This is a genomic window from Klebsiella sp. 7-CIP_Kleb. (assembly GCF_050378655.1).
In the GTDB taxonomy this organism is placed as follows: domain Bacteria; phylum Pseudomonadota; class Gammaproteobacteria; order Enterobacterales; family Enterobacteriaceae; genus Klebsiella; species Klebsiella quasipneumoniae.
Window position 1 is genome coordinate 597,542 of the sequence record NZ_JBNRLJ010000001.1, and the last position, 22,761, is coordinate 620,302.

At 59.4% G+C, this 22,761-nt stretch carries 25 protein-coding genes and 2 pseudogenes; 21 read left to right on the forward strand and 6 right to left on the reverse strand.

The window, feature by feature from the left end:
* Positions 1–55 precede the first annotated feature (55 nt).
* Complete coding sequence (locus ACQUTI_RS02960) at positions 56–976, forward strand: AraC family transcriptional regulator (RefSeq protein ID WP_049115438.1); 921 nt, start codon at positions 56–58, stop codon at positions 974–976.
* 1 nt (position 977) lies between these two features.
* Here the strand turns inward: ACQUTI_RS02960 and ACQUTI_RS02965 are convergent, their stop codons facing one another.
* On the reverse strand, positions 978–1,862 hold the full coding sequence (locus tag ACQUTI_RS02965; RefSeq protein WP_023318443.1) for a LysR substrate-binding domain-containing protein: 885 nt from the start codon (positions 1,860–1,862) through the stop codon (positions 978–980).
* A gap of 156 nt (positions 1,863–2,018) precedes the next feature.
* Between ACQUTI_RS02965 and ACQUTI_RS02970 the strand changes: the two genes are divergently transcribed.
* Entirely contained in the window at positions 2,019–2,534 is a 516-nt protein-coding gene (locus ACQUTI_RS02970) for a hypothetical protein (protein WP_048294980.1), read from the forward strand.
* Positions 2,535–2,541: 7 nt separating this feature from the next.
* Entirely contained in the window at positions 2,542–3,378 is an 837-nt protein-coding gene (locus ACQUTI_RS02975) for an MBL fold metallo-hydrolase (RefSeq protein WP_065877545.1), read from the forward strand.
* A gap of 87 nt (positions 3,379–3,465) precedes the next feature.
* Here ACQUTI_RS02975 and ACQUTI_RS02980 read toward each other — a convergent pair whose 3' ends face one another.
* Positions 3,466–3,615, reverse strand: a complete 150-nt coding sequence (locus ACQUTI_RS02980; protein ID WP_002907802.1) for a hypothetical protein — start codon at positions 3,613–3,615, stop codon at positions 3,466–3,468.
* 400 nt (positions 3,616–4,015) lie between these two features.
* Here ACQUTI_RS02980 and ACQUTI_RS02985 point away from each other — a divergent pair, with 400 nt between their 5' ends.
* The 4 genes from ACQUTI_RS02985 (at position 4,016) to ACQUTI_RS03000 (ending at position 6,674) form a co-directional block, all read left to right on the forward strand.
* Positions 4,016–4,450: a winged helix-turn-helix domain-containing protein gene (locus ACQUTI_RS02985; protein ID WP_017899535.1), complete on the forward strand. Its 435-nt coding sequence runs from the start codon at positions 4,016–4,018 to the stop codon at positions 4,448–4,450.
* A gap of 45 nt (positions 4,451–4,495) precedes the next feature.
* On the forward strand, positions 4,496–5,212 hold the full coding sequence (locus tag ACQUTI_RS02990; RefSeq protein ID WP_186601884.1) for a hypothetical protein: 717 nt from the start codon (positions 4,496–4,498) through the stop codon (positions 5,210–5,212).
* An 84-nt stretch (positions 5,213–5,296) separates the two neighbouring features.
* The gene (locus ACQUTI_RS02995) at positions 5,297–5,506 is read left to right on the forward strand and encodes a YdgH/BhsA/McbA-like domain containing protein (RefSeq protein ID WP_004202908.1); all 210 of its coding nucleotides are present in this window, start codon (positions 5,297–5,299) and stop codon (positions 5,504–5,506) included.
* Positions 5,507–5,657: 151 nt separating this feature from the next.
* On the forward strand, positions 5,658–6,674 hold the full coding sequence (locus tag ACQUTI_RS03000; RefSeq protein WP_200785103.1) for a zinc-dependent alcohol dehydrogenase family protein: 1,017 nt from the start codon (positions 5,658–5,660) through the stop codon (positions 6,672–6,674).
* A 47-nt stretch (positions 6,675–6,721) separates the two neighbouring features.
* Here the strand turns inward: ACQUTI_RS03000 and ACQUTI_RS03005 are convergent, their stop codons facing one another.
* Positions 6,722–7,357 (reverse strand): carbonic anhydrase, encoded by a 636-nt coding sequence (locus ACQUTI_RS03005; RefSeq protein ID WP_004202911.1) that lies wholly within the window; start codon positions 7,355–7,357, stop codon positions 6,722–6,724.
* A 249-nt stretch (positions 7,358–7,606) separates the two neighbouring features.
* Here ACQUTI_RS03005 and ACQUTI_RS03010 point away from each other — a divergent pair.
* A pseudogene (locus tag ACQUTI_RS03010) lies at positions 7,607–8,226 on the forward strand (LysE family translocator).
* A gap of 3 nt (positions 8,227–8,229) precedes the next feature.
* Here the strand turns inward: ACQUTI_RS03010 and ACQUTI_RS03015 are convergent.
* Positions 8,230–9,000, reverse strand: a complete 771-nt coding sequence (locus ACQUTI_RS03015) for a DeoR/GlpR family DNA-binding transcription regulator (RefSeq protein ID WP_004202915.1) — start codon at positions 8,998–9,000, stop codon at positions 8,230–8,232.
* Positions 9,001–9,090: 90 nt separating this feature from the next.
* Between ACQUTI_RS03015 and ACQUTI_RS03020 the strand changes: the two genes are divergently transcribed.
* From ACQUTI_RS03020 to ACQUTI_RS03080, 13 genes are all read left to right on the forward strand, one after another.
* Positions 9,091–9,474, forward strand: a complete 384-nt coding sequence (locus ACQUTI_RS03020; RefSeq protein ID WP_004202917.1) for a VOC family protein — start codon at positions 9,091–9,093, stop codon at positions 9,472–9,474.
* Positions 9,475–9,505: 31 nt separating this feature from the next.
* Positions 9,506–10,189, forward strand: coding sequence for a CatA-like O-acetyltransferase, family 1 (locus tag ACQUTI_RS03025; RefSeq protein ID WP_004202919.1), 684 nt, complete (start codon positions 9,506–9,508; stop codon positions 10,187–10,189).
* Between the two features lie 270 nt (positions 10,190–10,459).
* Positions 10,460–11,686 (forward strand): SfnB family sulfur acquisition oxidoreductase, encoded by a 1,227-nt coding sequence (locus tag ACQUTI_RS03030; protein ID WP_064183320.1) that lies wholly within the window; start codon positions 10,460–10,462, stop codon positions 11,684–11,686.
* 1 nt (position 11,687) lies between these two features.
* A complete protein-coding gene (locus ACQUTI_RS03035) occupies positions 11,688–12,362 on the forward strand; it encodes a methionine ABC transporter permease (RefSeq protein ID WP_004202921.1) in 675 nt (224 codons plus the stop codon).
* Positions 12,363–12,393: 31 nt separating this feature from the next.
* Entirely contained in the window at positions 12,394–13,170 is a 777-nt protein-coding gene (locus ACQUTI_RS03040) for a MetQ/NlpA family ABC transporter substrate-binding protein (RefSeq protein WP_004202923.1), read from the forward strand.
* Between the two features lie 52 nt (positions 13,171–13,222).
* Positions 13,223–14,266 (forward strand): methionine ABC transporter ATP-binding protein, encoded by a 1,044-nt coding sequence (locus ACQUTI_RS03045; RefSeq protein WP_064183319.1) that lies wholly within the window; start codon positions 13,223–13,225, stop codon positions 14,264–14,266.
* A gap of 148 nt (positions 14,267–14,414) precedes the next feature.
* Positions 14,415–16,118, forward strand: coding sequence for an ABC transporter substrate-binding protein (locus ACQUTI_RS03050; RefSeq protein ID WP_004202925.1), 1,704 nt, complete (start codon positions 14,415–14,417; stop codon positions 16,116–16,118).
* A 44-nt stretch (positions 16,119–16,162) separates the two neighbouring features.
* A complete protein-coding gene (locus tag ACQUTI_RS03055; protein ID WP_004202926.1) occupies positions 16,163–17,122 on the forward strand; it encodes an ABC transporter permease in 960 nt (319 codons plus the stop codon).
* The gene (gene opp4C / locus ACQUTI_RS03060; protein ID WP_072140468.1) at positions 17,119–18,069 is read left to right on the forward strand and encodes an oligopeptide ABC transporter permease; all 951 of its coding nucleotides are present in this window, start codon (positions 17,119–17,121) and stop codon (positions 18,067–18,069) included. Before ACQUTI_RS03055 ends, opp4C begins: the two co-directional genes overlap by 4 nt.
* Entirely contained in the window at positions 18,066–19,046 is a 981-nt protein-coding gene (locus ACQUTI_RS03065; protein WP_114465570.1) for an ABC transporter ATP-binding protein, read from the forward strand. The genes opp4C and ACQUTI_RS03065 overlap by 4 nt, the downstream gene beginning before the upstream one ends.
* On the forward strand, positions 19,043–20,014 hold the full coding sequence (locus ACQUTI_RS03070) for an ABC transporter ATP-binding protein (RefSeq protein ID WP_049092639.1): 972 nt from the start codon (positions 19,043–19,045) through the stop codon (positions 20,012–20,014). The genes ACQUTI_RS03065 and ACQUTI_RS03070 overlap by 4 nt, the downstream gene beginning before the upstream one ends.
* A gap of 368 nt (positions 20,015–20,382) precedes the next feature.
* Positions 20,383–20,910 (forward strand): anti-virulence regulator CigR family protein, encoded by a 528-nt coding sequence (locus tag ACQUTI_RS03075; protein WP_023318456.1) that lies wholly within the window; start codon positions 20,383–20,385, stop codon positions 20,908–20,910.
* Positions 20,911–21,028: 118 nt separating this feature from the next.
* Positions 21,029–21,517: a DinB family protein gene (locus ACQUTI_RS03080; RefSeq protein WP_254465459.1), complete on the forward strand. Its 489-nt coding sequence runs from the start codon at positions 21,029–21,031 to the stop codon at positions 21,515–21,517.
* 13 nt (positions 21,518–21,530) lie between these two features.
* Here the strand turns inward: ACQUTI_RS03080 and ACQUTI_RS03085 are convergent, their stop codons facing one another.
* Together ACQUTI_RS03085 and ACQUTI_RS03090 are read right to left on the reverse strand one after the other, a co-directional pair.
* Entirely contained in the window at positions 21,531–22,334 is an 804-nt protein-coding gene (locus ACQUTI_RS03085) for a helix-turn-helix transcriptional regulator (RefSeq protein WP_306065949.1), read from the reverse strand.
* Between the two features lie 156 nt (positions 22,335–22,490).
* Positions 22,491–22,604, reverse strand: a pseudogene (locus ACQUTI_RS03090) (helix-turn-helix transcriptional regulator); the annotation flags it as partial.
* Positions 22,605–22,761: the final 157 nt, after the last annotated feature.

The following is a 22,761-nucleotide window of genomic DNA, read 5'->3' on the forward strand; positions in this document are numbered from 1 at the left end:
CCGCTCCGGACGATATAGGGTCAATAATCCATTATTCTTTAGCAGGAGTCCGGAAATGAGCGACCCGCTGGCGGAAATCATAGCGATGCTCAATCTCAGAGCGGTGCTGACCAAAACCATTGAGGGGGCGGGAGAATGGCGCGTTAAACGTTCAGACCAGGGAATGTCGTTCTACGGCGTGGTACTGGAAGGCGGCTGTCGGCTGGAAATAGACCAGCATGAACCGCAGATCCTGCGCGCCGGGGATTTTATGTTGATCCCGGCGGCGTACCGCTTCGCGTTAACCAGCCTGACCCCGCCGCCTTCACCGGCGCTGGAGACCACCCCGGTGAAGCTTGCGGCGGAACACTTTCGCCTGGGAGCTCTCGACCAGCCAGCGGAGATGCAGGCGCTGATTGGCCACTGCGCTGCCGATTCGGATAACGCCAGCCTGCTAACCTCCCTGCTGCCCGCCTTAGTGGTGGTTCGCAACCAGCCGCGGCTGGCCACCTTTGTCGGGCTGCTGAAAGAGGAAGCCCTGGCGGATCGCGCAGGCAAATCTTTCGTTCTGGCGCGGATGGTTGAGCTGCTGTTTATCGAGGCCATCCGATCCTGCGGAACGCTCGCCACCCCCGGACTGATGCGCGGCCTGAGCGACCCGCGGGTCGCCCAGGCAATCCGCCTGCTGCATCAGGCCCCCGCCAGACGCTGGACCGTCAACGCCCTGGCCGCCGACTGCGCGCTGTCTCGCTCGACGTTATTTGAACGCTTTACCGGCCTGACCGGAATGACCCCGATGGGCTATTTGTTGAGCTGGCGCATGACCCTGGCCATGCAGTGGCTGGGCGAGACGGGCATCAGCATAACGGATATCGCCGAGCGCCTCGGCTATGGCTCGACCAGCGCGTTCAGCGTGGCCTTTACCCGATATGCCGGGATATCGCCGGGCAAATATGCCCGCCAGCGGGCGGCGCAGCGCCCCCCAGGCCCGCCATAAGTTAACCTGCCGCAATCGTCGTCTGCAGCCAGCGCTCAAACACCTGCAGCGCCGGCTCCCCCTCGCCGCCGCCGGGTTTGATCAGGCAAAAGCGCTTGGCCAGCGTCGGCGAGCCCGGCCATGGGGCGACCAGCGTCCCGCTGCGCAGTTCGCTCTCCACATACATCTTCGGCACCAGGGCCACGCCCTGCTGGCTGAGTACCGCAGCGATTGCCATCTCATGCAGATCATAGCGTGGGCCCTGCGCCGGGTTATCCAGCGCCAGACCGCACTCGCGGGCATAGTGCAGCCAGGCGTCCGGGTTTTGCCGCCGATGAATGCGCGGCAGCCGGTTCAGCAGCCCCGGGAGATCGTCATCCGTCAGCAGCGCGGCATGACAGACCGGCAGCAGATATTCCGCAAACAAAAACGTCACATCCATTCCGGTCCACGCCGGGTGATCAAAATGGATGGCCGCATCAAATCCGCTGCCCGGCAGAATAAAGGGGTCGCTGCGGGCGGCGATATTGACCACGATATGCGGATGCTGCGCCGTGAACTGCCCGAGCCGGGGGATGAGCCAGCGGCTGGCGAAGGTGGGGAGCACGGCGATCTCGAGACTGCGGCCATCGGCGGGCATCCCGCTGACGTCGTGGGTTTCCCGCTCCAGCCTGCTGAGGATCTCGCGGACCTGTCTGGCATAGCGGGCGCCAGCCGGATTGAGCCGTACCCGGCTCCCGATCCTGTCAAAGAGTTTGCTGTCGAGGAGCGCTTCCAGACGGGCGATCTGCCGGCTGATGGCCCCTTCTGTTAACGCGAGCTCCGCCGCCGCGCGGGCAAAGTTGCCGTGGCGGGCGGCGGCCTCAAAGGCCAGTAGCGCAGCGCTGCTGGGGATTTTACGACGCATAGCCAATGCTCCTTGTGCGGGCCCATTGAAAGTCAGTGACATAATATCACTGAGTGATGAATAAACATCGTTTTTCAGCGCCATTATTGCCGGATAGGATGAAGAAAACTCACTAAAACGCGTTATGCGCTGAATCATCTGTCTCTCGAGGTCACTATGCTCTATGTCGTCGAATGCGCCTACACCGACCCGCAAAGCGAAGCGGCGTGGAATACCTTTTACAATCGGGAAAAATTGCCGGCGCTGGTCTCGGTGCCCGGTTTTCATGCCTCCCAGCGCTTCTGCGCGTTCAGCGAGGGCTGCCCTCGCTACCTGGCCCTACACGATATCCGCGATGCCGCCGTCCTCGACAGCGACGCCTATCGCCGCAATGGTGGGGGTCATTTTGCCCGCTGGCAATCGGCGATCGCCGACTGGCATCGCCACCTCTATCTCACGACTCACGCGCTGCGGGAGGTGGCTCCTGACGAGGTGCTGCTGCTGAGCGATACCGCGGAAGCCCTGCCCGTCGCTGCGCCGATCGTCCTGCAGCCCGGGGGGCTGGCCACCCGGCATACCCGCTATGCCGCCATCGTCCCGCGTGACGACCTGCATCACCGGGTCACCTCTGCCGCGGTCTTTATCTATCAGCCCATTACCGCCAGGTTGCGTCACCCGGCGGAGCAAGCGTGAGGTCAACATGACACCAGCTCCCTTTTATACCCTGACAGCAGGCGACCTGACGATAAGCGCCATCAGTGATGGTCAGATGACGGCGCCGCTGACGCTACTCGCAGGGATCGCCCCTGAAGAGGCGGCGCGTCTGCAGCGCCAGGCCGGGTTAACCTCGCCGGAGGCCATCGAGATCGGCGCTTACCTGATCCGCGGACGCGGGCACACGCTGCTAGTGGATACCGGCACCGGCGGGGCCAACGGCGTCGGCGGCGCGCTTATTGCCAATCTGGCGCTGCTCGGCGTGCGCCCTGAGGAAATTGACACCATCCTTCTCACCCACGCGCACCCGGACCATATCGGCGGCCTGCTGACCGCCGCCGGTACACCGGCTTATCCCAACGCCATGGTGTTCCTACCCTCGCGGGAAAGCGCTTACTGGCTGGCGCCATCGACACTGGACAACGCCAGCGATCGTGGACAACGTAACGTGCTGCTCGTCCGCCGCATAATGGCGATCTGTGCGACGCAAATTCGTGATATTGATGAAGACGAGCCGGTAGCCGGGATCCGGCCATGTCCCCTGCCCGGCCATACGCCAGGGCATACCGGATATCGCCTTGAGGCGGGCGGAACGTCGCTGCTAATCTGGGGGGATATCGTCCACTTTCCCTCGATCCAGAGCGCCCGGCCAGAGGTGTCGGTGGCATTTGACGTCGATCCTGACCAGGCCCGGCATACACGGGAAAGTCTGCTGCGCCAGGCCGCCCGCGAACGGTGGCTCATCGCCGGTATGCATCTTGGCCTGCCAGGTTTCGCCCGCGTGGAGAATACCGCCTCAGGCTACTGCCTGCGCCCGGTGTGACCTTCGCGGCGAACACCGATCACAGCGAAACCCCGGTCGTGACATTAACGCGACCGGGACGTGGTGTCTGGGGAAGTGGACTAGCCGTTAACCGCGGCTCTTCCAGCCTTTTTTACTTTTGCAGCTGGCTTTGGTGGCGACCCATGGGTGACGCAGTTGGGTCAACTGAAGATCCTGAGAGGCCGGGCTGGCGGACCAGCGTTTGTTGCACAGAGGCTTACGAGTTGCAATGACCATAAAAACGCTCCTGAAAGTAATGAACAGTTCCCTGGGTAATTCCATAAGTTCAGAATCAGCTTATCACCGCTTAAACGTAGTTATTTCAATCTTTGTTTTGCTATGTAAATGGTGATTGCCACCTGAAAGGTATTAAATTGATCTAGATCAATGTAAGTGCGATTTTTTGATTTCGCCACCTATATTTTCAACCGTTTAACTTCGGCCACCGCTTGATTAAGACTTTTCCTATACCACATAATCCAACAGAAGAGGGCAAGATTATCAGATTTTTATTCTAGTTATGTATGCTAATGTGGTTAATTGTTTTGATTATTCTAGCTAATAAAATTCACTTGGTCAGACCGCCGCAGGCGGTTACTCTGCACCGGCAATACGGGGATTTGTCAGGGAGTGGTGGATGACTACAGGCTATAAACTACTTGGCTATAAGTTAGCGGATAATATTTTCTACTGCCTGCATCATCGGGAAATTATCGCGTTACGTGGGACGCGAACGCAGGTTCAGCTGCGCAGCACCATGGCTTGTTTACTGGAGTATTTGCTGGCGCATGGCAGAGAACGTCTGGTCAGCGATGAAGAGTTAATGATTAACGTCTGGGAAAAAAATAATCTCCGTCCGTCCGCGCAGCGATTATGGCAGGTTATCCAGACCCTAAAATCTCGCTTAAACCAGGCGGGGGTCGAAAGCACGTTAATTGTCCGCGTTAAATGCGCAGGGTATTATATTAACCCTGCTTGCGTAGCCGAAATTTATTCCTTCAAACCGCCGGGCATGATGAATTATATAAATAACTCGCCTGCTGATATGAATAAGCTCCTGGTTCGCAACTAATCTCCTCTCCACGCCGTTTAGATCGCTTGCAACAGGATTTATTCTTTGAATATTTTAATTCACAGCAATAATATTTATTTTAATATCGGCCTCGCCCAGTGTTTCAGAGATATTCAGAAAACCCTGCCCGGTCTGAATATTATTCATTCACTGCCGCTCAGCCATCTGCCCGATCTGGCCGGGATGGATGTAATTATTTTAGCGCTGGAAAACTATCACGATTATCAGGCCGCTGCTGAATTAGCCCAGCGCTATCCCGGTCTGGTGGTCGGATTTACCTCCGCCAACAATGTGAGACGCGGACGCGCCTTTTACGCGGATACCCTCCTGTGGGTCAGCCAGCGGGAAAGCGTTCACGAGATCGGCCGCCTTCTGCGCCGGCTGGCAGACCGTAGCCGCCCTTTCGCGCCGCGCCATCAGCGTCAGAGTCACTCCTCCCGGCTGCGAGCCCCACTTAATGACCTGGAGATGCAGATGATTCGTGGCGTGGTCGACGGACAGTCAATTAATCAGATGGCGGACGCGCTGGGGGTTAATCGCAAGCGGGTTTATAACGGACTGGAGCGGATCAAAATGAATTTTCGCCTCGTCAGCCATACTCATTTTCATCATTTTATGACCGCGGAGGCCACGTTTAGCCACCTCTGCGCCGATCTCAGCTGCTATAGACCAGGAGTACGGCCAGCCCGGCAACGACGTGCCGCATCGCGACCGGCCGAAAATCATTCATATAATTTGAATGAGTTTCGCAAATTGTTTTGATTTTAACCTCCAGGTATTGCGCGTATTCTTTATCACATCAGGGCGACAAGCCCTATATCAGACACCAGATTAAGGAATACGACCATGAAATCCATCAAAACTTTCGTTGCTGTTGCTGCATTGTCACTGTTCTCTTCCGTTAGCTTCGCCCAGAGCGTCAGCGCCACCGCCTCCACCCTGGACCGTGCTGAAGCCAAAATCGCCGCCCAGGCCGCTGAGCAGGGTGCGTCCTATAAAATCACCAGCGCCCAGTTTAATAATCGCGTCCATATGACGGCTGAGCTGAGCAAATAATCTCTTCGTTCTTTCGCAATGAAAAAAGCGCCGTCAAAAACGGCGCTTTTTTTCGCCTCTTTCTCCGGGCAGTGATTTCCTGAGCGGCGCGCTGTGGCGTTCAGCCAATTCCGGGCCAATACTTACCGTATCCCCCGGAAAAGAGAACCCGATGATGAAAGCCTGGATCGTCAACAAACCCGGTTCACTGGACAATCTGCAGCTTGTCGATCTTGCCGACCCCGGCGCGCCGGCGGCAGGCGAGATCCGCGTAGCGCTCCACGCCACCTCCCTGAATTATCACGATTTGCTGGTAGCGACGGGGGTGATTCCCACCGCCGATCGGCGGATCCTGATGGCGGACGGCGCGGGGGTGGTCGAAGCGGTTGGCGCCGGAGTCAGCGAGTTTCAGCCAGGCGACCGGGTGGTGGCTGGCTTTTTCCCGCAGTGGCTGGATGGCCGTCCTGGCTCGCAGGTGAAGGACTTCAGCCAGACCCCGGGCGACGGCGCCGAGGGGTTTGCCTGCCAGTATGTGGTCAGACCGGCCAGCCATTTTACCCATGCGCCTGACGGATGGAGCTTCAGGGAAGCGGCGACTATCACCACCTCCGGCCTCACCGCCTGGCGCGCGCTGGTGGTGGAGGGGCGGCTAAAAGCGGGCGATACGGTGCTGACGCTCGGCACCGGCGGCGTGTCGATAACCGCCCTGCAGCTGGCGAAAAGCATGGGCGCGCAGGTCATCGTCACCTCCTCATCAGATGAAAAGCTCGCCCGCGCGCGCGCCCTGGGGGCTGACCATCTCATCAATTACCGCACCACCCCGGCGTGGGGTGCTACGGTGCAGGACATCACCGGTCATCGCGGGGCCGATATTATCCTCGAGCTCGGCGGACCGGGCACCCTGAGCCAGTCGTTCGAAGCCGTCCGTGTTGGCGGACACATCGCCCTCATCGGCGTCCTGACTGGCTTCGAAGGTCATGTGCCCACCCATCTGCTGATGAGTAAACAGGCCCGGTTGCAGGGGCTAGTGGTGGGTCATCGCCGGCAACAACAGGACTACGTCAACGCGCTGAACCTGCAGGCGTCGCGGCCGGTCATCGATAAAGTGTTTGATTTTGCGGCCTTACCAGACGCCTTCCGCTATCTGCAAAGCGGCGCCCATTTCGGCAAAATTTGCGTGGAGTGGTAGGGGTGAGGAGATAAGATGAACAGGGCCTCCGTGCCCTGGGAACGGCTTTATTCGAAAAAGACGTCCGGATTGTCCGACAGCGAAACAAAGGATTTCGTGTTTTTATCCAGCGCCTGAATCTCGCCGCTTTCAATGTCGTAGAACCAGCCGTGCAGGCGCAGGGTATGGTCGCGCAGGCCGACCGCCACCGACGGGTGGGTTTTGATGTTGTTCAGCTGAGCGATGACGTTTTCCTGCACCATGCCGTTGACCTTATCGGTTTCGCTGGCCCAGGTTTTCTTTTCCACCACCGCTTTTGCAGCATCAGCGTAGCGCAGCCAGTGAGACACCGCCGGCATCGGCTCCAGGCACTGGCAGGTGGCGATCGCTTTCATCGCCCCGCAGTTTGAGTGGCCGCAGATCACGATATCAGTCACGCCCAGCGCAACCACGGCATACTCAATGGTCGCGGATACACCGCCCGGCTCCGGCCCGAAAGACGGCACGATATTCCCGGCATTACGAATAACAAAGAGCTGTCCCGGCTCCTGCTGGGTAACCAGTTCCGGCACCAGACGGCTGTCAGAGCAGGAGATGAAAAGCGCTTTGGGATTCTGGCTGGAAGCCAGGCTGCGGAAGAGCTCTTTACGCTGGGGGAAGATCTCTTTCTGGAAGTTGAGGAAGCCCTCAATGATATGTTGCATAGCAGTGTCTCTTCTCTGTAGTTATTACGGTATGACAAAGATCACAGTTATTCAGTTTACCATTGCTGACAAGAATGGGAATCGTTATTCAAACAGTTGCGCAGAAAACGCGCGCCGCGGATGCCCATTCAGCCTCGCCTATTCCACAGGGTTTTCACGTGCTTTCCTGAGCCAGTTTGCTACTCTGTCTGCTCGTACCGCCCCCACGTTGCCGACCGCCTGACGGCGGCGAACACACCAGGAGTTGCTATGTTCTTATCCAGCCTGATGGCCATTGCCGCGGTGCTGATCATGGGCGTGATCAGTCCCGGCCCGAGCTTTATTTTTGTCGCGCGCAATGCGGTCGCCTGCACGGTCTGGTGACCGCCCTCGGCACCGGCGCCGGCGCCGCCATTTTTTCTATTATGGCGATGCTGGGCCTGCAGAAGGTGCTCACCGCGGTGCCGGAGCTGTTTATTGGCTTGAAAGTAGCGGGCGGGCTCTACCTGTTGTGGCTGGGCTATAAGATTTTCCGCGGTTCGGCGCAGCCGATGGACTTTTCCGCCAGCGGCATGGCCGGCAACCGTTCGTTGCTGAAGACCTTCCGCGACGGGCTGTATACCCAGCTGAGCAATCCCAAAACCGCGCTGGTGTTTGCCTCGATTTTTACCGCCCTGCTGCCGACGCAGATCCCCACCGCGTTCTATTACATCGTGCCGCTGATGAGTTTTCTGATTGACGTCAGCTGGTATTCGCTGGTGGCGCTGGTGCTCTCCGCCGATCGCCCGCGTCGGGTCTACCTGCGGTTGAAGCGGCGAATCGATATCGCCACCGCGACGGTGCTGGGGGCGCTGGGCCTGCGGCTTATCGCTACCTCTCTCACCCGCTAGCGGCTACACGGTATGGATACGGATATCGTGTTGCTGAAAGGCAACGCGATATTCGCGACTAATATTCTCCTCCACCACCAGCACATCGATATCGCTGCTCGCGGCCACCACGAACCGCGCCACCGCCGGAATTTTATCCGAGGTCAGGCCGATGATAATTTCGCTGCACTGCTTAATCACCGCTTTCTTAAACTCACAGTCGGCATAGTCAAAACCGGTCAGGCCTGACTCTGGCGCCATGGCGCAGCCGCCGATAAACCCCTGGTCGAATAACATCCCCTGCACCTGAGCCACCGCCGCGGCCCCAACGCAGCCCCCGCTTGCCCGCTGTACCTGGCCGCCGAGCATCACCACGTCGTAGAGCGGCTTTTTCACCAGCACCGCGGCGATCTCCGGAGAGTTCGTCACCACGGTCAGCGCCAGCTCGGCGGGCAGCGCCTCGGCCATCGCCAGATTGGTGGTGCCGGTATCAATGAAAATAGTGCCGCCGGGTTTCACCAGCCGGGCGCACTGCTGCGCGATCCTGAGTTTTGTTGCTCGGTTTTTATCTTTCCGTTCACTGTAGTCTCCCGCTTCCGGCAGGCTCAACACCGCCCCGCCGTAGACTTTTTTACAGACGCCTTCGCGGCTAAGCTCATGCAGATCGCGGCGGATAGTATGTTCAGACACCTGAAGACGCGCCGCCAGATCCGCACACACCACTCTGCCGTTTTCCTGCAGGATCTGGCAAATCAGCGCTTGTCGCTGTTGGGGAAAAGCAGCATAATCGAGCAAGGCAACTCCTTAAATAATCATAAACGAGCAACAGTAAGCATGATCGTCTGCCCTGCTGTGATTGTCAATGTTCCAGCCCGGAGGTTTACCATGAAAATTGCCCATTTCGCTCTGTGGACCCAACAGCTTGAGGCTCAGGCCCGCTTCTGGGTCGAGTTCTTTGCCGCCAGTATCAATGAAAAATACCTCAGCCAGACCAACCCCGGATTTGCCTCCTATTTTGTCACCATCGACGACGAAGTAGTGATCGAGCTGATGACCAAGCCTGGCCTGCAGCAGGCCAGCGCGGATAATAACCATACCGGCTGGGCGCATCTGGCCCTCTCGGTGGGCGGTGCAGAACAGGTCGATGCCCTTGCCCAACGCGCCGGAGCGGCGGGAATACTGGTTTCACCCCCGCGCACCACCGGCGACGGCTATTATGAGGCGGTGATCGCCGATCCCGATGGCAACCTGATTGAAATCGTCGCATAGTCAGTAGACCGCCAGCTATAAGGAGGCATCCATGGCACGTTACCGGATCATCGACACCGCGGCCTGGCCCCGCCGGGACCATTTCACCTTTTACCGACAATTTGCCAACCCCAGCTTTAATCTCTGCGTTCCGATAGAGGCGCAGCGCCTGTACGAATGTGCGAAGGACCGGCGGGTCTCATTTTTTCAGCTCGCGCTCTATGCCCTGCTGCGCGCGGCCAACGGGGTGCCGCAGCTCCGGCAGCGCGTGCGCGATGGCGAGGTGATTGAATATGACAGCCTGGCGGTCATGACGCCGGTGATGACCGTCGAGGAGGGCTTCCGCCAGGTATGGTGCGACAACGCTGCCGAGTTCACCGCCTTCAGCGCCGCGGCAACGCCGAAGATCGTCGCGGCAAGAGAGACATCGCCGGCGCCGCTCATCGTCGATGGCGAACATTTTATCTGCGCCAGCTGTCTGCCGTGGCTCCACTTTACTTCGATGACCCATGCGGAATACGCGGTGGGCGCCGCGGTTCCTGCGCTCACCTGGGGGAAACTGCAGAACGGCGTGATCCCGGTAGCCGGGCGATTTAACCATGCCTTCGTCGATGGTCTCCATGCCAGCCGCTTTTATGCCCTCGTCGAAGCGGGGTTTCGTGACCCCGAGCGGCTCTGGCAGCCGCTAACCGCGACCGCCCCCTCACTGCTCCCCCCTACGGCGAAGGATCGCTGAGAACTCGCCACACTCACCGCCGGGCAGTCTTCCCTCTGTCCGGAGGTCGCTTTTCCCTAACTGTCGCCTTTGCAACAGGCAGCGCAAAAGCGCGCTGCATTTGCAGCAGTCCGCTCCGTCAGCAGACATAGCCACCCCGCTAAATATCGCCAACCTGCCTTCCTCTCTCGCTGGCACGTGTTTTGCTTACCCATACATATAACCCATGGGCATTATGAATAATATATTTATCCAATTTACGCATAAGCTATTCACTGAATAAGAGAGAAGATGATGTCAGCCAGTTCACCCGCTCTGCCTTACACCCAGTCCTCGCCGCAGGCGCATATTATTGCCAGCGATGCGGAAGCCCTCGCCATCGCCGATGAGATCGCCGCCGTGCTCAAACCCGGCGCCGCCGAGCGCGACCGCACGGGTATCGTCCCGGTGGAGATCGTCAATACCTACTCCAACAGCGGGCTGTGGGGTATTACGGTGCCGCGCCGCTTTGGCGGCGCCGAGGTCTCGGCCGCGACCCTGGCGCAGGTCATTGCCATTCTTTCCGCGGCCGATCCATCGTTAGGTCAGATTCCCCAGAACCACTATTGCCTGCTGGAAGATATTCGTCTGCAGGGCAGCGACGACCAGCAGGCGTTCTTTTTCGCCCAGGTACTGCAAGGCTATCGCTTCGCCAATGCCCTGTCGGAAACCGGGGGGAAAACGGTCCTCGATATTCGTACCCGTATCGTGCAAGGCGCCGAGGGGCTGCGGATCACTGGCCGTAAAGGCTATTGCACCGGATCACTGTATGCCCACTGGATTGGCATTCTGGCGCTGGATGCTGACGATCGCGCCCAGCTCGCCTTTGTGCCACAGAACAGCCCGGGGCTGACAGTGGTCGATGACTGGGCGTGCCTCGGTCAGCGAACTACCGCCAGCGGCGGCGTACTGGCCGATAATCTTCCGGTCAATCCCTTCCACCTTTTCCCAACGTGGAAGTCCTACGCCAGCCCGACCCTTGCCGGCCCCTTCGCCCAGTTGACCACCGCGGCGATAGACGCCGGTATCGCCCGCGCGGCGCTGGACGATACCGTGGCGTTCGTGCGCAACAGCGCCCGACCGTGGATCGACGCCGGTGTGGCGCGGGCCAGTGACGACCCGCTGACTATCTACCATATCGGTCAGCTGGATAGCCGTCTTGCCGCTGCCGACGCGCTGCTGGAGCGGGCCGGACGGGTGCTCGACCGCTATAAAAATGACCTCAGTGAGGAACATGTCGCCGAGGCATCGCTGGCCGTCGCCCGCGCCAAAATCTGGACCACTGAAGTGGCGCTGGAGGCCGCCAGCCGCCTGTTTGAGCTGGGGGGCACGCGGGCTACCGGTGAGTCGCTCAACCTCGACCGCCACTGGCGCAATGCCCGGGTGCACACCCTGCACGACCCGGTACGCTGGAAGTATCAGCTGCTCGGAAACTGGGTGCTGAACGGTATTCGTCCGCAACGACATGACTGGAACTGATATGACGAGTCTGCTGGCATTTTTCGCACAAATCGACTGGAGCGATGTGGCCCAGGCCGCCCTCGATACCCTCACCATGCTGGCCTGGTCGCTGGGCTGGACCGTGCTGCTGGGCCTTCCGCTGGGGATCGTACTCTATCTCACCGGCGAGCCGCGTTTGCTGTACGCCCCGCGTCTTTACCGCCTGTTGTCATTGTGCGTCAACGTGCTGCGCTCCCTGCCGTTCATCATTTTACTCATTGTTATGATCCCGTTGACCACGTTGCTGACCGGCACCTCGCTGGGGGTGGAAGGAACCATTCCGCCGCTGGTCGCCGGCTGCGCCCCGTTCTTCGCCCGGCTGGTGGAAACCGCACTGCGCGAGGTGGAGCACGGCCTGGTGGAGGCCAGCTGGTCGATGGGCGGCAGCACCTGGCAGCTTATCTGGCACACGCTGTTGCCGGAGTCGCGGGCCGGGCTGATCGCCGCTGTGACCGTGACGGCCATTTTGCTGGTCGACTACACCTCGATGGCGGGGGTGATTGGCGGCGGTGGGCTGGGCGATCTGGCCATTCGTTTTGGTTATCAGCGCTTTCAGACTGACGTGATGGTGGTCACCGTCCTGATGCTGATTGCGCTGGTACAGCTTCTGCAAATGAGCGGCGACCGCCTGGTGCGCTACGTCAGCCGCAAATAACTTACCCTTCCAGGTTTCAGGAATCACTATCATGAAAAAATCCATTATCGCCGCCGGACTTCTGGCCCTCTTCTCCACCACAGCAATGGCTAACGAGACGCTGATCGTCGGCGCCACGCCGGTACCGCATGCGGAAATCCTGGAGTTTGTGAAGCCCGTGTTGGCAAAGGAAGGCGTCGATTTACAGATCAAAGTATTTAACGATTTTATACAGCCCAATCAGCAGCTGGCGGAGAAACACCTCGACGCTAACTACTACCAGTACCGTCCGTTTCTCGATAACTACAACCAGACCCGGCATACCAACCTTATTCCGGTGGTCGGGGTGCATATCGAACCTTTCGGCGCCTACTCCAGCAAATACACGAGTCTCACCGCGGTGCCTGACGGGGCGACGATCGCCATTCCTAACGATCCGGTGAACACCGGACGCGCGCTGGTGATGTTAAGCAACGCCGGGCTGATTACCCTCAAGGATCCGCACAATCCGCAATCGGCAACGAAGGACATTACCAGCAACCCGCATCACTTTAAAATCCGCGAACTGGAGGGCGCCATGCTGGCGCGGGCGGTGAAGCAGGTCGACCTCGCCTTTATCTTTGCCAACTATGCGCTGGAGGCCGGTATCGACACCGATAAAGCGTTGCTGGTGGAAAAAGGCAGCGATCTGTACGTCGAATATCTGGTGGCGCGTCCGGACAATATTCAGGACCCGGGCATTCAGAAACTGGCGCAAGCGCTGCATTCGGACGCCGTTCGTCAGTTCATTCTGACGCGTTATCAGGGCAAAATTTTACCCGGATTTTAATCACCGCGGGCAGCGGCGACAGCCGCTGCCCGGGCTAACGGAGCGCATCATCGTGACGCATATCCCCGCCCCACCGATCCATATTGAGTTTGCTGGTATCAGCAAAGCCTATCCTAACGGCGTGCAGGCGCTACAGGACATTGACCTGACCATCCGTCAGGGCGAAATTTTCGGCATCATCGGCCGCAGCGGCGCCGGAAAATCCACCCTGCTGCGCCTGTTTAATCGCCTGGAAAGTGCCGATAGCGGCGAGATGTTCATCCACGGCGAGTCGACCGTTCGCTACTCCCCGCGCCAGCTGCGCGACCTGCGTCGGCGGGTGGCGATGATTTTTCAGCACTTTAACCTGATGGCCACCAAAACCGTGGCGCAGAATATTGCGCTGCCGCTGAAGATGGCTGGCATCCCGGCCGGCGAACGTCAGCGGCGGGTTACGGAAATGCTTGAGCTGGTGGGCCTCAGCGCCCTGCGCGACAGCTACCCTGCCCGCCTTTCCGGCGGCCAGAAACAGCGAACCGGCATCGCCCGGGCGCTGGTCACTCAACCGGAAATTCTGCTGTGCGATGAGGCAACTTCGGCGCTGGATCCGGAAAACACCTTGTCGGTGTTAACCCTGCTGAAGGAGATTAACCAGCGCCTGGGGCTGACTATCGTGCTGATCACTCACGAAATGGAGGTTATTCGCACCCTCTGCGATCGGGTCAGCGTGCTCGAAGGCGGACGCATTGTCGAACAGGGGGAGGTCTGGCGCGTGTTTGGCAACCCGCAGCATCCGGTGACGCGCGCTATGCTCGGCCTGCAGCACCCCGACCACCCGGAGGCCAGGCCATCGCTGCGCGACGGCGAGCAGATCGTGACCTTACGGTTTGACGGCAGCAGCGGTCGCGAACCCAATCTGCAGCATATCGCCAGCCTGCTGGGGGGCGACGCCCGCCTGCTGTACAGCAACTGCGAGCGTATCCAGGGCCGGGTCATCGGCCAGCTGCAGGTCCGGCTGAGCGGGCCGCTGGCCGCCAGCGCGCTGGTGCAGGATGGCTGGGTCGCGGACAGCATTTTGACCCACCCTCTTCAGACAGCGGAAACCACTGCGCCATAGCCATAGAATGGAATTATATTTCCGATCCTTTGCTAAGGATAATTGGTTATAAATCATAGCGTTTCAGTGTTAGACAGGGCGAAGTGCGCCTCTTATCTTTCGTCATGAATTGTAAATCACCACGCAATCACTTGATGAGGTAGCACTTTTGTCCAGATTACAACAAGGATTAAAAACCCAAAAAACCCGCTTCGCCCTGGCGCTAAAAGTGGCCCTGCTCGGCGGCGTGGTAGCATTTTCTTCTGCTGTCTTTGCTGAGGGTCTCCTGAAAGAAGGCATCACCCCGGCCACTGACGCCAGTCAGATCCCGGCCAGCGCCAAGCTGCGCAAAGACACGGTGGTGGCCGGGATCTCCGAGCCGCAGGGGATCTTTAACCCCTACTTTTTCGTCAACGGCTGGGATGAGAACGTCACGAACGTCATTTTTTCACGCCTGATCGACTGGGACAGCCAGGGCAAGCTGGTCCCGGGGCTGGCGGAGAGCTGGACGGTCAGCCCGGACAGTAAAGTCTATACCATTAAATTGCGCCCTGGTCTGACCTTCAGCGATGGTTCACCGCTGACGGCGGAAGATGTCGCCTTTACCCTGACGGTCCTGCTCGACCCCAAATATGATGGCGATACCGACATCACCCTGGCCAATATCGCTGGCGGCGCAGAATACAAAGCCGGCAAGGCTGACAGCGTCAGCGGCCTGAAGGTCATCGACCCGCTCACTCTTCAGGTGACCACCACCCAGCCAGGCGCCACCACGCTGGCCAAAATTGGCGGGCCAGTGCTGTCGAAAGCCTGGTACGGCAAAGGATATCAACGGGGACATCTCGACTATCTGCGCTCACTGCACGGCAAGCCGCTGGGCAACGGCCCTTACGTGTACGATACCTATATTCCCGGTCAGGAAATTCGCTTCCATGCCAATAGCCATTTTTACCGTGGGACGCCGCCAACGCCGCGCTTTATCTATCGCGTGACCAATCCGTCGACCAACTTCCAGTTGTTCCAGACCGGGGAGACCGACTACGACGCCTTTACCTCGCGTCCTGACGATATCGAACAGCTGAAGATGCTCGGCTTTGCCAACATTAACCTTTATGGCTCCAGCGACTACAGCCAGGTGGAGTTCAACGTTCATCGTCCGGCGCTGCAGGATAAGCGGGTACGCCAGGCGCTGATTTACGGCCTGGACCGGCAGAAGCTGATCGACGTGGTCTATCAGGGGTACGGCAAAGTCGCCATCGAGCCGATCGCCCCGATCTCCTGGGCCTTTAACGCAGAAGGCGTCAATCCTTACCATTACGATCCGGCGCAGGCGAAAAAGCTGCTGGATGAGGCCGGCTGGAAAGCTGGCGCCGACGGTATCCGCGTCAAAGAGGGCCAACGCCTGGAGCTAACCCTGCTGGTGAGCAAGAAGGTGCTCAACGATGCGTTGATCCCCATCGCCAAAGAGAACTGGCGGCAGATCGGCGTGCTGCTTAAGCCGCAGGTGGTGGATTTCAACGCTCTGATGGCGCAGCGCAAAGCCGGAAATTACGATCTCGCCTCGTTCAGCACCAGCACTCTCAACGACCCGCACGACGGGGTATGGGATTTCTACAGCAGCGAAGCTAAAGAGTCCGGCTACCACAACGCGGAGGTCGATAAGCTGATTAACGCCGGCAACGCGGTGCTCGACATCGAAAAGCGCAAGCCGATCTATCACCAGCTGTATAAAGTGCTGGCCGACGATCCGCCGGTGATCCTGCTCGGCTATCGCAACATCCTTTCCGCCAGCAGCGCCCGCGTCACCGGCTTTAAACCGGATATCTACAACGGCCTGACCGGCAGCCTGCCGGATGTGAAAATCGTTAAGTAAATCCCCTGGCCGCCGGGTTAACCGGCGGCTGATGCGAGATCGTCATGAAAAATTTCATCCTGAGGCGCCTGCTGCAAACGCTGCCGATGCTACTGCTGGCCTCGTTCATTATTTTTATGCTGTTTGCCAAAACCCCCGGCGACTTTATCGATGGCAATATTACCCTGACCGCCGCCCGCGCTGCGGAGCTGAAGGCGATCTATGGCCTCGACCAGCCGCTGTTCACCCGCTATCTCCACTGGCTGGGACAGCTTCTGCGCGGCGATTTAGGCTTTTCGCTGCAGTATCAGATCCCGGTCAGCCAGCTGCTCAACCAGTACATCTGGAACTCTTTTCTGCTGGCCAGTGTCGCGCTGGTCTTTTACTGGGGCATTGGCCTGGCGGTCGGCGTGGTGTCGGCCCTGCGACCTGGCTCCTGGTTTGATCATCTGGTGAGCGTCGCGGTGTTTGCCGCCATGTCATTCCCCACCTTTTTCCTCTGCCTGTTGCTGATTAAATGGTTTGCCGTCGATCTCCACTGGCTGCCGGTAGGCGGGATGACCAATACCGGCAGCGACGAAAGCGGCTGGCAGTATGTGCTGCAAGTGGCTGCCCACCTGGCGCTGCCGGTGCTGGCGCTGGTGATGCTGCAGGCGGGCAGCCTGACGCGCTATGTGCGCGCCAGTATGCTCGACGTGGTGAAAATGGATTTTATCCGTACCGCCCGCGCCAAGGGATTACATGAGCGCACGGTGATCCTTAAACATGCGTTGCGCAACGCCCTGCTGCCGATCATCACCCTGCTGGGCTTTGAGCTGCCGGGGCTGTTCTCCGGGGCGATCATTACCGAAAAGGTATTCAACTGGCCGGGGGCAGGCCACATCCATATCGACTCGCTGGCCGCCCGCGACTATCCGGTGCTGATGGGGTTTACTCTGTTTCTGGCGGTGCTGACGATAGTCGGTAATTTGCTCGCCGACGTGCTGTACGCCTGGGCCGATCCACGTATTCGGGTGAGGTCATGATGATCCTGTCTTACTTTGCTTCCCGTCGCCGCCAGCGGCAGGCGGCTATCCCGGCGCTGGCGCACATTACCCCCTCTCCCTGGCGCCAGGGATGGCGACAGCTGCGCCGTAACCGGCTGGCCATGTTCTGCCTGATCCTGCTGGCCGTAATGGCGGTGTGGTGCGTGCTGGGGCCCGTCTGGTCGCCGTGGAAAGATGATGCCACCGACGCCCTGAGCATCAACCAACCGCCCGGGGCGGAACACTGGCTGGGGACCGATTTCCTTGGTCGCGATGTCTACACCCGCCTGCTGCTGGCCGGGCGCATCTCGCTGATTATCGGCCTGCTGACCATGGTGATGTCGGTATTCCTCGGCTATCTGCTCGGCGCCCTCTCGGGTTATGTCGGTGGGTTAACCGACAGAGTGATCATGCGCGTGGCCGACCTGGTGATGACCATCCCTGGATTGCCGCTGTTGATTGTTGCCGGGGCGATGCTTTCCGAGCTCGATTTTTCCCCGGACTCGCGCATCTATATGGTGGTGGTAATGCTCAGCCTGCTGGAGTGGCCCCGACTGGCGCGGCTGGTGCGCGGGCAATGTCTCTCCCTGCGCGAACGCGATTTTATGCTGGCCACCCAAGTACTGGGCCTGTCGGCGCGTCGCCGGCTGTTTGGCCACCTGCTGCCGAATACCATTCCGATTCTGGTGGTGATGGCGACCATGGCTGTCGCCAACGCCATTCTCAGCGAATCCGCGCTGAGCTATCTCGGCCTCGGCGTGGTGCCGCCAACGCCGTCGTGGGGCAATATGATGGATGCCGCCAATAGCCTGATCGATTTCCAGCGTCGTCCCTGGTTGTGGATGCCGCCTGGGATCGCCATCTTTCTCACCGTGATCGCCATTAACGTGCTGGGCGATGGCCTGCGCGACGCCATGGATCCCAATATGAAACCGAGGCTGAAATGACCCTACCGTTAGTCTCTTTTAATCATCTCTCCGTCTCTTTCGCTGGCGAACGTCATCGCGTGCGCGCGGTGCAGGACGTCTCTTTCACGATTCAGGCCGGGCAAACCGTTGGCGTGGTGGGCGAGTCCGGCTGCGGCAAAAGCGTCACCGCCATGGCGCTGATGGGCCTCCTGCCGTCGCAGGCAGCGCGCATCGACGGCGGCGAAATTCGTTTCGCGGACCGCGATCTGCTGCGGCTGAACCCCAGACAGATGGCCGACCTGCGCGGCCACCAGCTGGCCATGATCTTTCAGGAACCGATGTCGGCCCTGAACCCGGTGTTGACCATCGGCGAACAGCTGTGCGAACCAGCGTTCCGCCACCTCGGCGCCACGCCGAAAGCCGCCTGGCAGCTGGCTACCCGGCTGCTAAGCGAGGTCGGCCTGGCGCGCGGCGACAGCCTGATGGCCAGCTACCCCCACCAGCTATCCGGCGGCATGCTGCAGCGGGTGATGATCGCCATGGCACTGAGCTGTCAGCCCAAACTGCTGATTGCCGACGAACCGACCACCGCGCTGGACGTCACCGTGCAGGCGCAAATCCTGCGCCTGCTGCGGGACCGGGCGCGGGCCAGCCAGATGGCGATGATGCTGATTACCCACGACCTGGGGGTGATCGCGCAGATGGCCGAACAGGTGGTGGTGATGTATGCCGGGAGGATCGTGGAACAGGGCGCCACGGCGGAGGTGCTACGCCATCCGCAGCACCCTTATACGCGTGGGCTCATCGCCTCCCGCCCGGTGCCGGGCGAGCGGCGTCGGCGACTGTACTCGATTCCCGGTCAGGTACCGGATCTGGCCGCCCTGCCGGCGGGCTGCGCTTTTGCCGGGCGCTGCGAACGGGCGACGCCGCGCTGCCGGGAGGCGATTCCGCCGCTGCTCGGCGAGCGCCAGCGGGCCGCCTGCTTTTATAGCGAATTTGCGGAGGCGACAGCATGAGCGATCGCTATGTTATTGAAGTGGATGGATTGAAGAAGTATTTTCCGCTGCGCGACGGCCTCTTTGGCCAGCAGACCGGCGAGCTTCGCGCGGTGGACGGCGTCAGCTTTAACATCCGTCCGGGCACTATTTTTGGCCTGGTGGGCGAGTCCGGCAGCGGCAAAACCACCGTCGGCCGAACCCTGCTTGGCCTGTACGAGAAGAGCGCCGGCAGCGTGAAATTTCACGGTCAGGAGCTGGCCGACCTGACCGCGCCTGCCCTGCGCGCCATACGGCCGAGGATGCAGCTGGTATTTCAGGATCCCTACAGCTCGCTGAACCCGCGGCTGCGTATTGGCGAGGCGATAGGCGAAGCCATGCTGCAGCACAAGCTCTGCACCCGCGATGAGCTCTATGACCGGGTGATCGACGTGATGAAGATCTGCGGCCTGGCGCCGGAACACTACGCCCGCTTTCCGCATCAGTTTTCGGGCGGCCAGCGCCAGCGGATCGGTATTGCCCGGGCGCTGATCCTCAACCCGGATTTTATCGTCGCCGATGAGCCCATCTCGGCCCTCGATGTGTCGATTCAGGCGCAGATCATCAATTTGTTTTCCGACCTGCGCGACGACCGCGGCGTCACGTTTCTGTTTATCTCCCACGACCTCGGGGTGGTGGAGCATTTATGTGACGATGTGGCGGTAATGTATCTCGGGCAACTGGTGGAAAGCGCCAGCCGCGATGCGCTGTTCAGCCGCCCCCTCCATCCCTACACCCGCGCTCTGCTAGCCGCGGTGCCGACCCTCGACCCGCACAGCGAACCGCAGGCGCTGGTGCAAGGCGAGATCCCGGATCCGACCAATCCTCCCGCCGGCTGCCGCTTTTCATCTCGCTGCCCGCAGGCCGGCGATCTGTGCCGCAGAGAAGCTCCGGCGCTGCGCGAGGTGGCCCCTGGCCATCGAGTGGCCTGCCATTGGGTCGCGTCCTGAGCGCGGCCGACGGGGGTTATTTATTTCTAAACAACCGGTCGATTGTGCGCAGCGGCGCCAGGATTTACTATCCGCTCCGTCTTGTGAGACGCGTTATGAATGAAGCGTAATATTTTTGTTCATTTTTGCCCGATGGCTTCGGGCATTTTTTTGCGACACGCCCGGGAGCGATCCTGCCGGCGACAAATTTAGCGGGGCGCGGTCGCCCGTCTGTCAAAACGCAGCAATGGAATTGCTCGCCCGCGTCCCGCTATTCCTTAATGACCTTCCCGTGAAATCCCGGAAAAAAATAAGACTCTATGAGATTGCCTGAGGCATAGCGTTATCTTATTTTTTAAGCGTGTACTCCACATTAAGGAAGCAAGATCATGCTTAAGCGTCGCACTATTAAAACAGCACTGGCGGCGGTTATTTCTCTCGCCGTCATGGCGGCACCGGCCTATGCCAACCCGGGTAACGGTAATGGCAATGGCGGCGGTAATCACGGGAACAGTGGTAACCATGGCAATAGCGGCAATCATGGTAACAGCGGTAACAGCGGCGACCATGGTAATAAAGGACAAAATAAAGGTCAGTCCACCGCCGATCATGGCAACCGCAAAAACTACGGCAAGCCCGACCACGTCGACAGCGATATTAGCTTCTCACGGGCGCGCTCCCTGGCCGTGAACTACGGTCTGGTCGGCTATCAGGCGCTGCCTCCGGGTATCGCCAAAAATGTCGCCCGCGGCAAACCGCTCCCTCCGGGTATCGCGAAAAAGACCCTGCCAGCTTCTATGATTAACGATCTGCCCTATTATCCGGGCTATGAATGGCGGGCGGTCGGCGATGACCTGGTGCTGGTAGCGCTGAGCACTGCCATTGTCACCGCCGTGATTAACGGTGTGTTTGACTAACTCACCTGCTTATTAAAAAGCCTCGCTCCGGCGAGGCTTTTTTTGTGCCTGGCGCTGGAGAGTGACAACTCGCTGGCATCATCGCTAAGATAATGGCTCAACCAACCCGGGACCGACTATGGACAAAGATACTGTAGTGACGCTGTTGAAGTACAAGCGCTGGATTGACCTTGCCACCTTGCAGGCGATCCGCGCGATAGACGGAACAATACATGGCGAAAAACGCCACCTGACCCTCAGGCTGATGAACCATATTCATGTCGTTGACATGATTTTCCGGGCGAATCTGCGCGGCATGACGCACGGTTACACCGCGCTGAATACCCCCGAGACGCCAACCATTGATGCGCTGGAAACGGCAATGACCGCCTGTACGGACGAATACATTCACTACGTCAGCGCCATGACCCCCTCCGATTTCCACGAACGTATCGCCTTCAAATTTGTCGACGGCGGCGACGGCAATATGACCGCGATGGAGATGTTGAACCACATGCTCTTTCACGGCGCCTATCACCGCGGCGCGGTGGGCTGGATGATTGGCGAATGCGGCGGCGTGCCGCCGAAAGATGTGCTGACCGTTTTCCTGCGCGACCATCATTCCTGAGGATGCGAGAGCATCAGCCGTGAATCGCGCGAATGATCAGCAGTAGTTCTGCCTGATTACGGGTGTGGGTTTTCCGGTACAGGGCGCTAAGGTGGGTTCTGATGGTGGCGATAGATACGCCCAGATGTAAGGCGCACTCATCCGGCGTCATGCCCCGCACCAGCAGCTCCGCCACCGCATTTTCGGCAGGCTTGACGTTAAACAGTTCCATCAAGGCGCTGCCGGTGAGAAACGGCTCGGGAATAATCACGCAGGCCATCCCGGTCTGGCGGGCCGCCGGGATCACGAGGATTGGTTTCGGCTGACGCCCGGCGGTATAGCACACGCCTGCCCTCGGCGGCTCTGCCGTCCGGGTGGCCTGCTCGATAGCCCGTTTCAGTTTTTTACTGTCGGTATTGAGGCACAGCGTATCGCCCCCGCTATACCAGGAGAGGCGGGTGTTAGCGCGCAGGTAGCGTTCGGCATGCGCGCTGGCGTAGAGAATTTTACCGCCATGATCCACCAGCCATACCGGGTAGATCCCGTTGTCCATCACCGCGCTCTGGTATTTTATGGTGTCTCGCAGCTGTTCAAATCGGGCGTGAAGCTGGCAGGCGGTTTTTAACGCCGGGATCAAGCGCCTGAACAGTTCAAACTGCGCCGGCTGCGGATAAGCCGCCGTATTGGCCGTCATCAGTGACAGATAGGTGGCATAGCCATTGAGGGTGCATAGCTTGACGCTGGTAAGATTATTCAGATCGTTAGGGTGATGAAACTCATTGTAATAGACGCTGCCGGCAATAAATTTATCGCCTAAATACTCGCGGTCCCGGTACATTTGCCCGACCGGTAACGCGGTCAATATTTTTTCGGCGGGATCGATGGCCAGAAACACGTCGCGATAGGCGGTGAAGACCTTCTCCTCCAGCAGGAATGAATCGGTCAACAGATGCGCATTGCCTTTATCGTAGAACAGAAATGCCGCGTACTGATGGCCGGTGAGGAACGCCAGTTTCTGCAATGCCGATTTCCACAAATCGGGATCCAGGGTGGCCATCAGCACCGTTTCCAGGATCTCGATGTAAATCAGTTCCGGATCACTCGCCATACCGCCACCTGTGAGTCACTGTTTCCGCTGCCGGAGCGGCGCATGTGGCCGCCCTGATCAGCATAGTTCCGCCAGCGAAACAATGACAGTCCCGGTTCGCTAAGCAGACCGGGAAAGGCGGTTGCCGGGAGCGTGACGCCAATGCGCTATCAAGGAG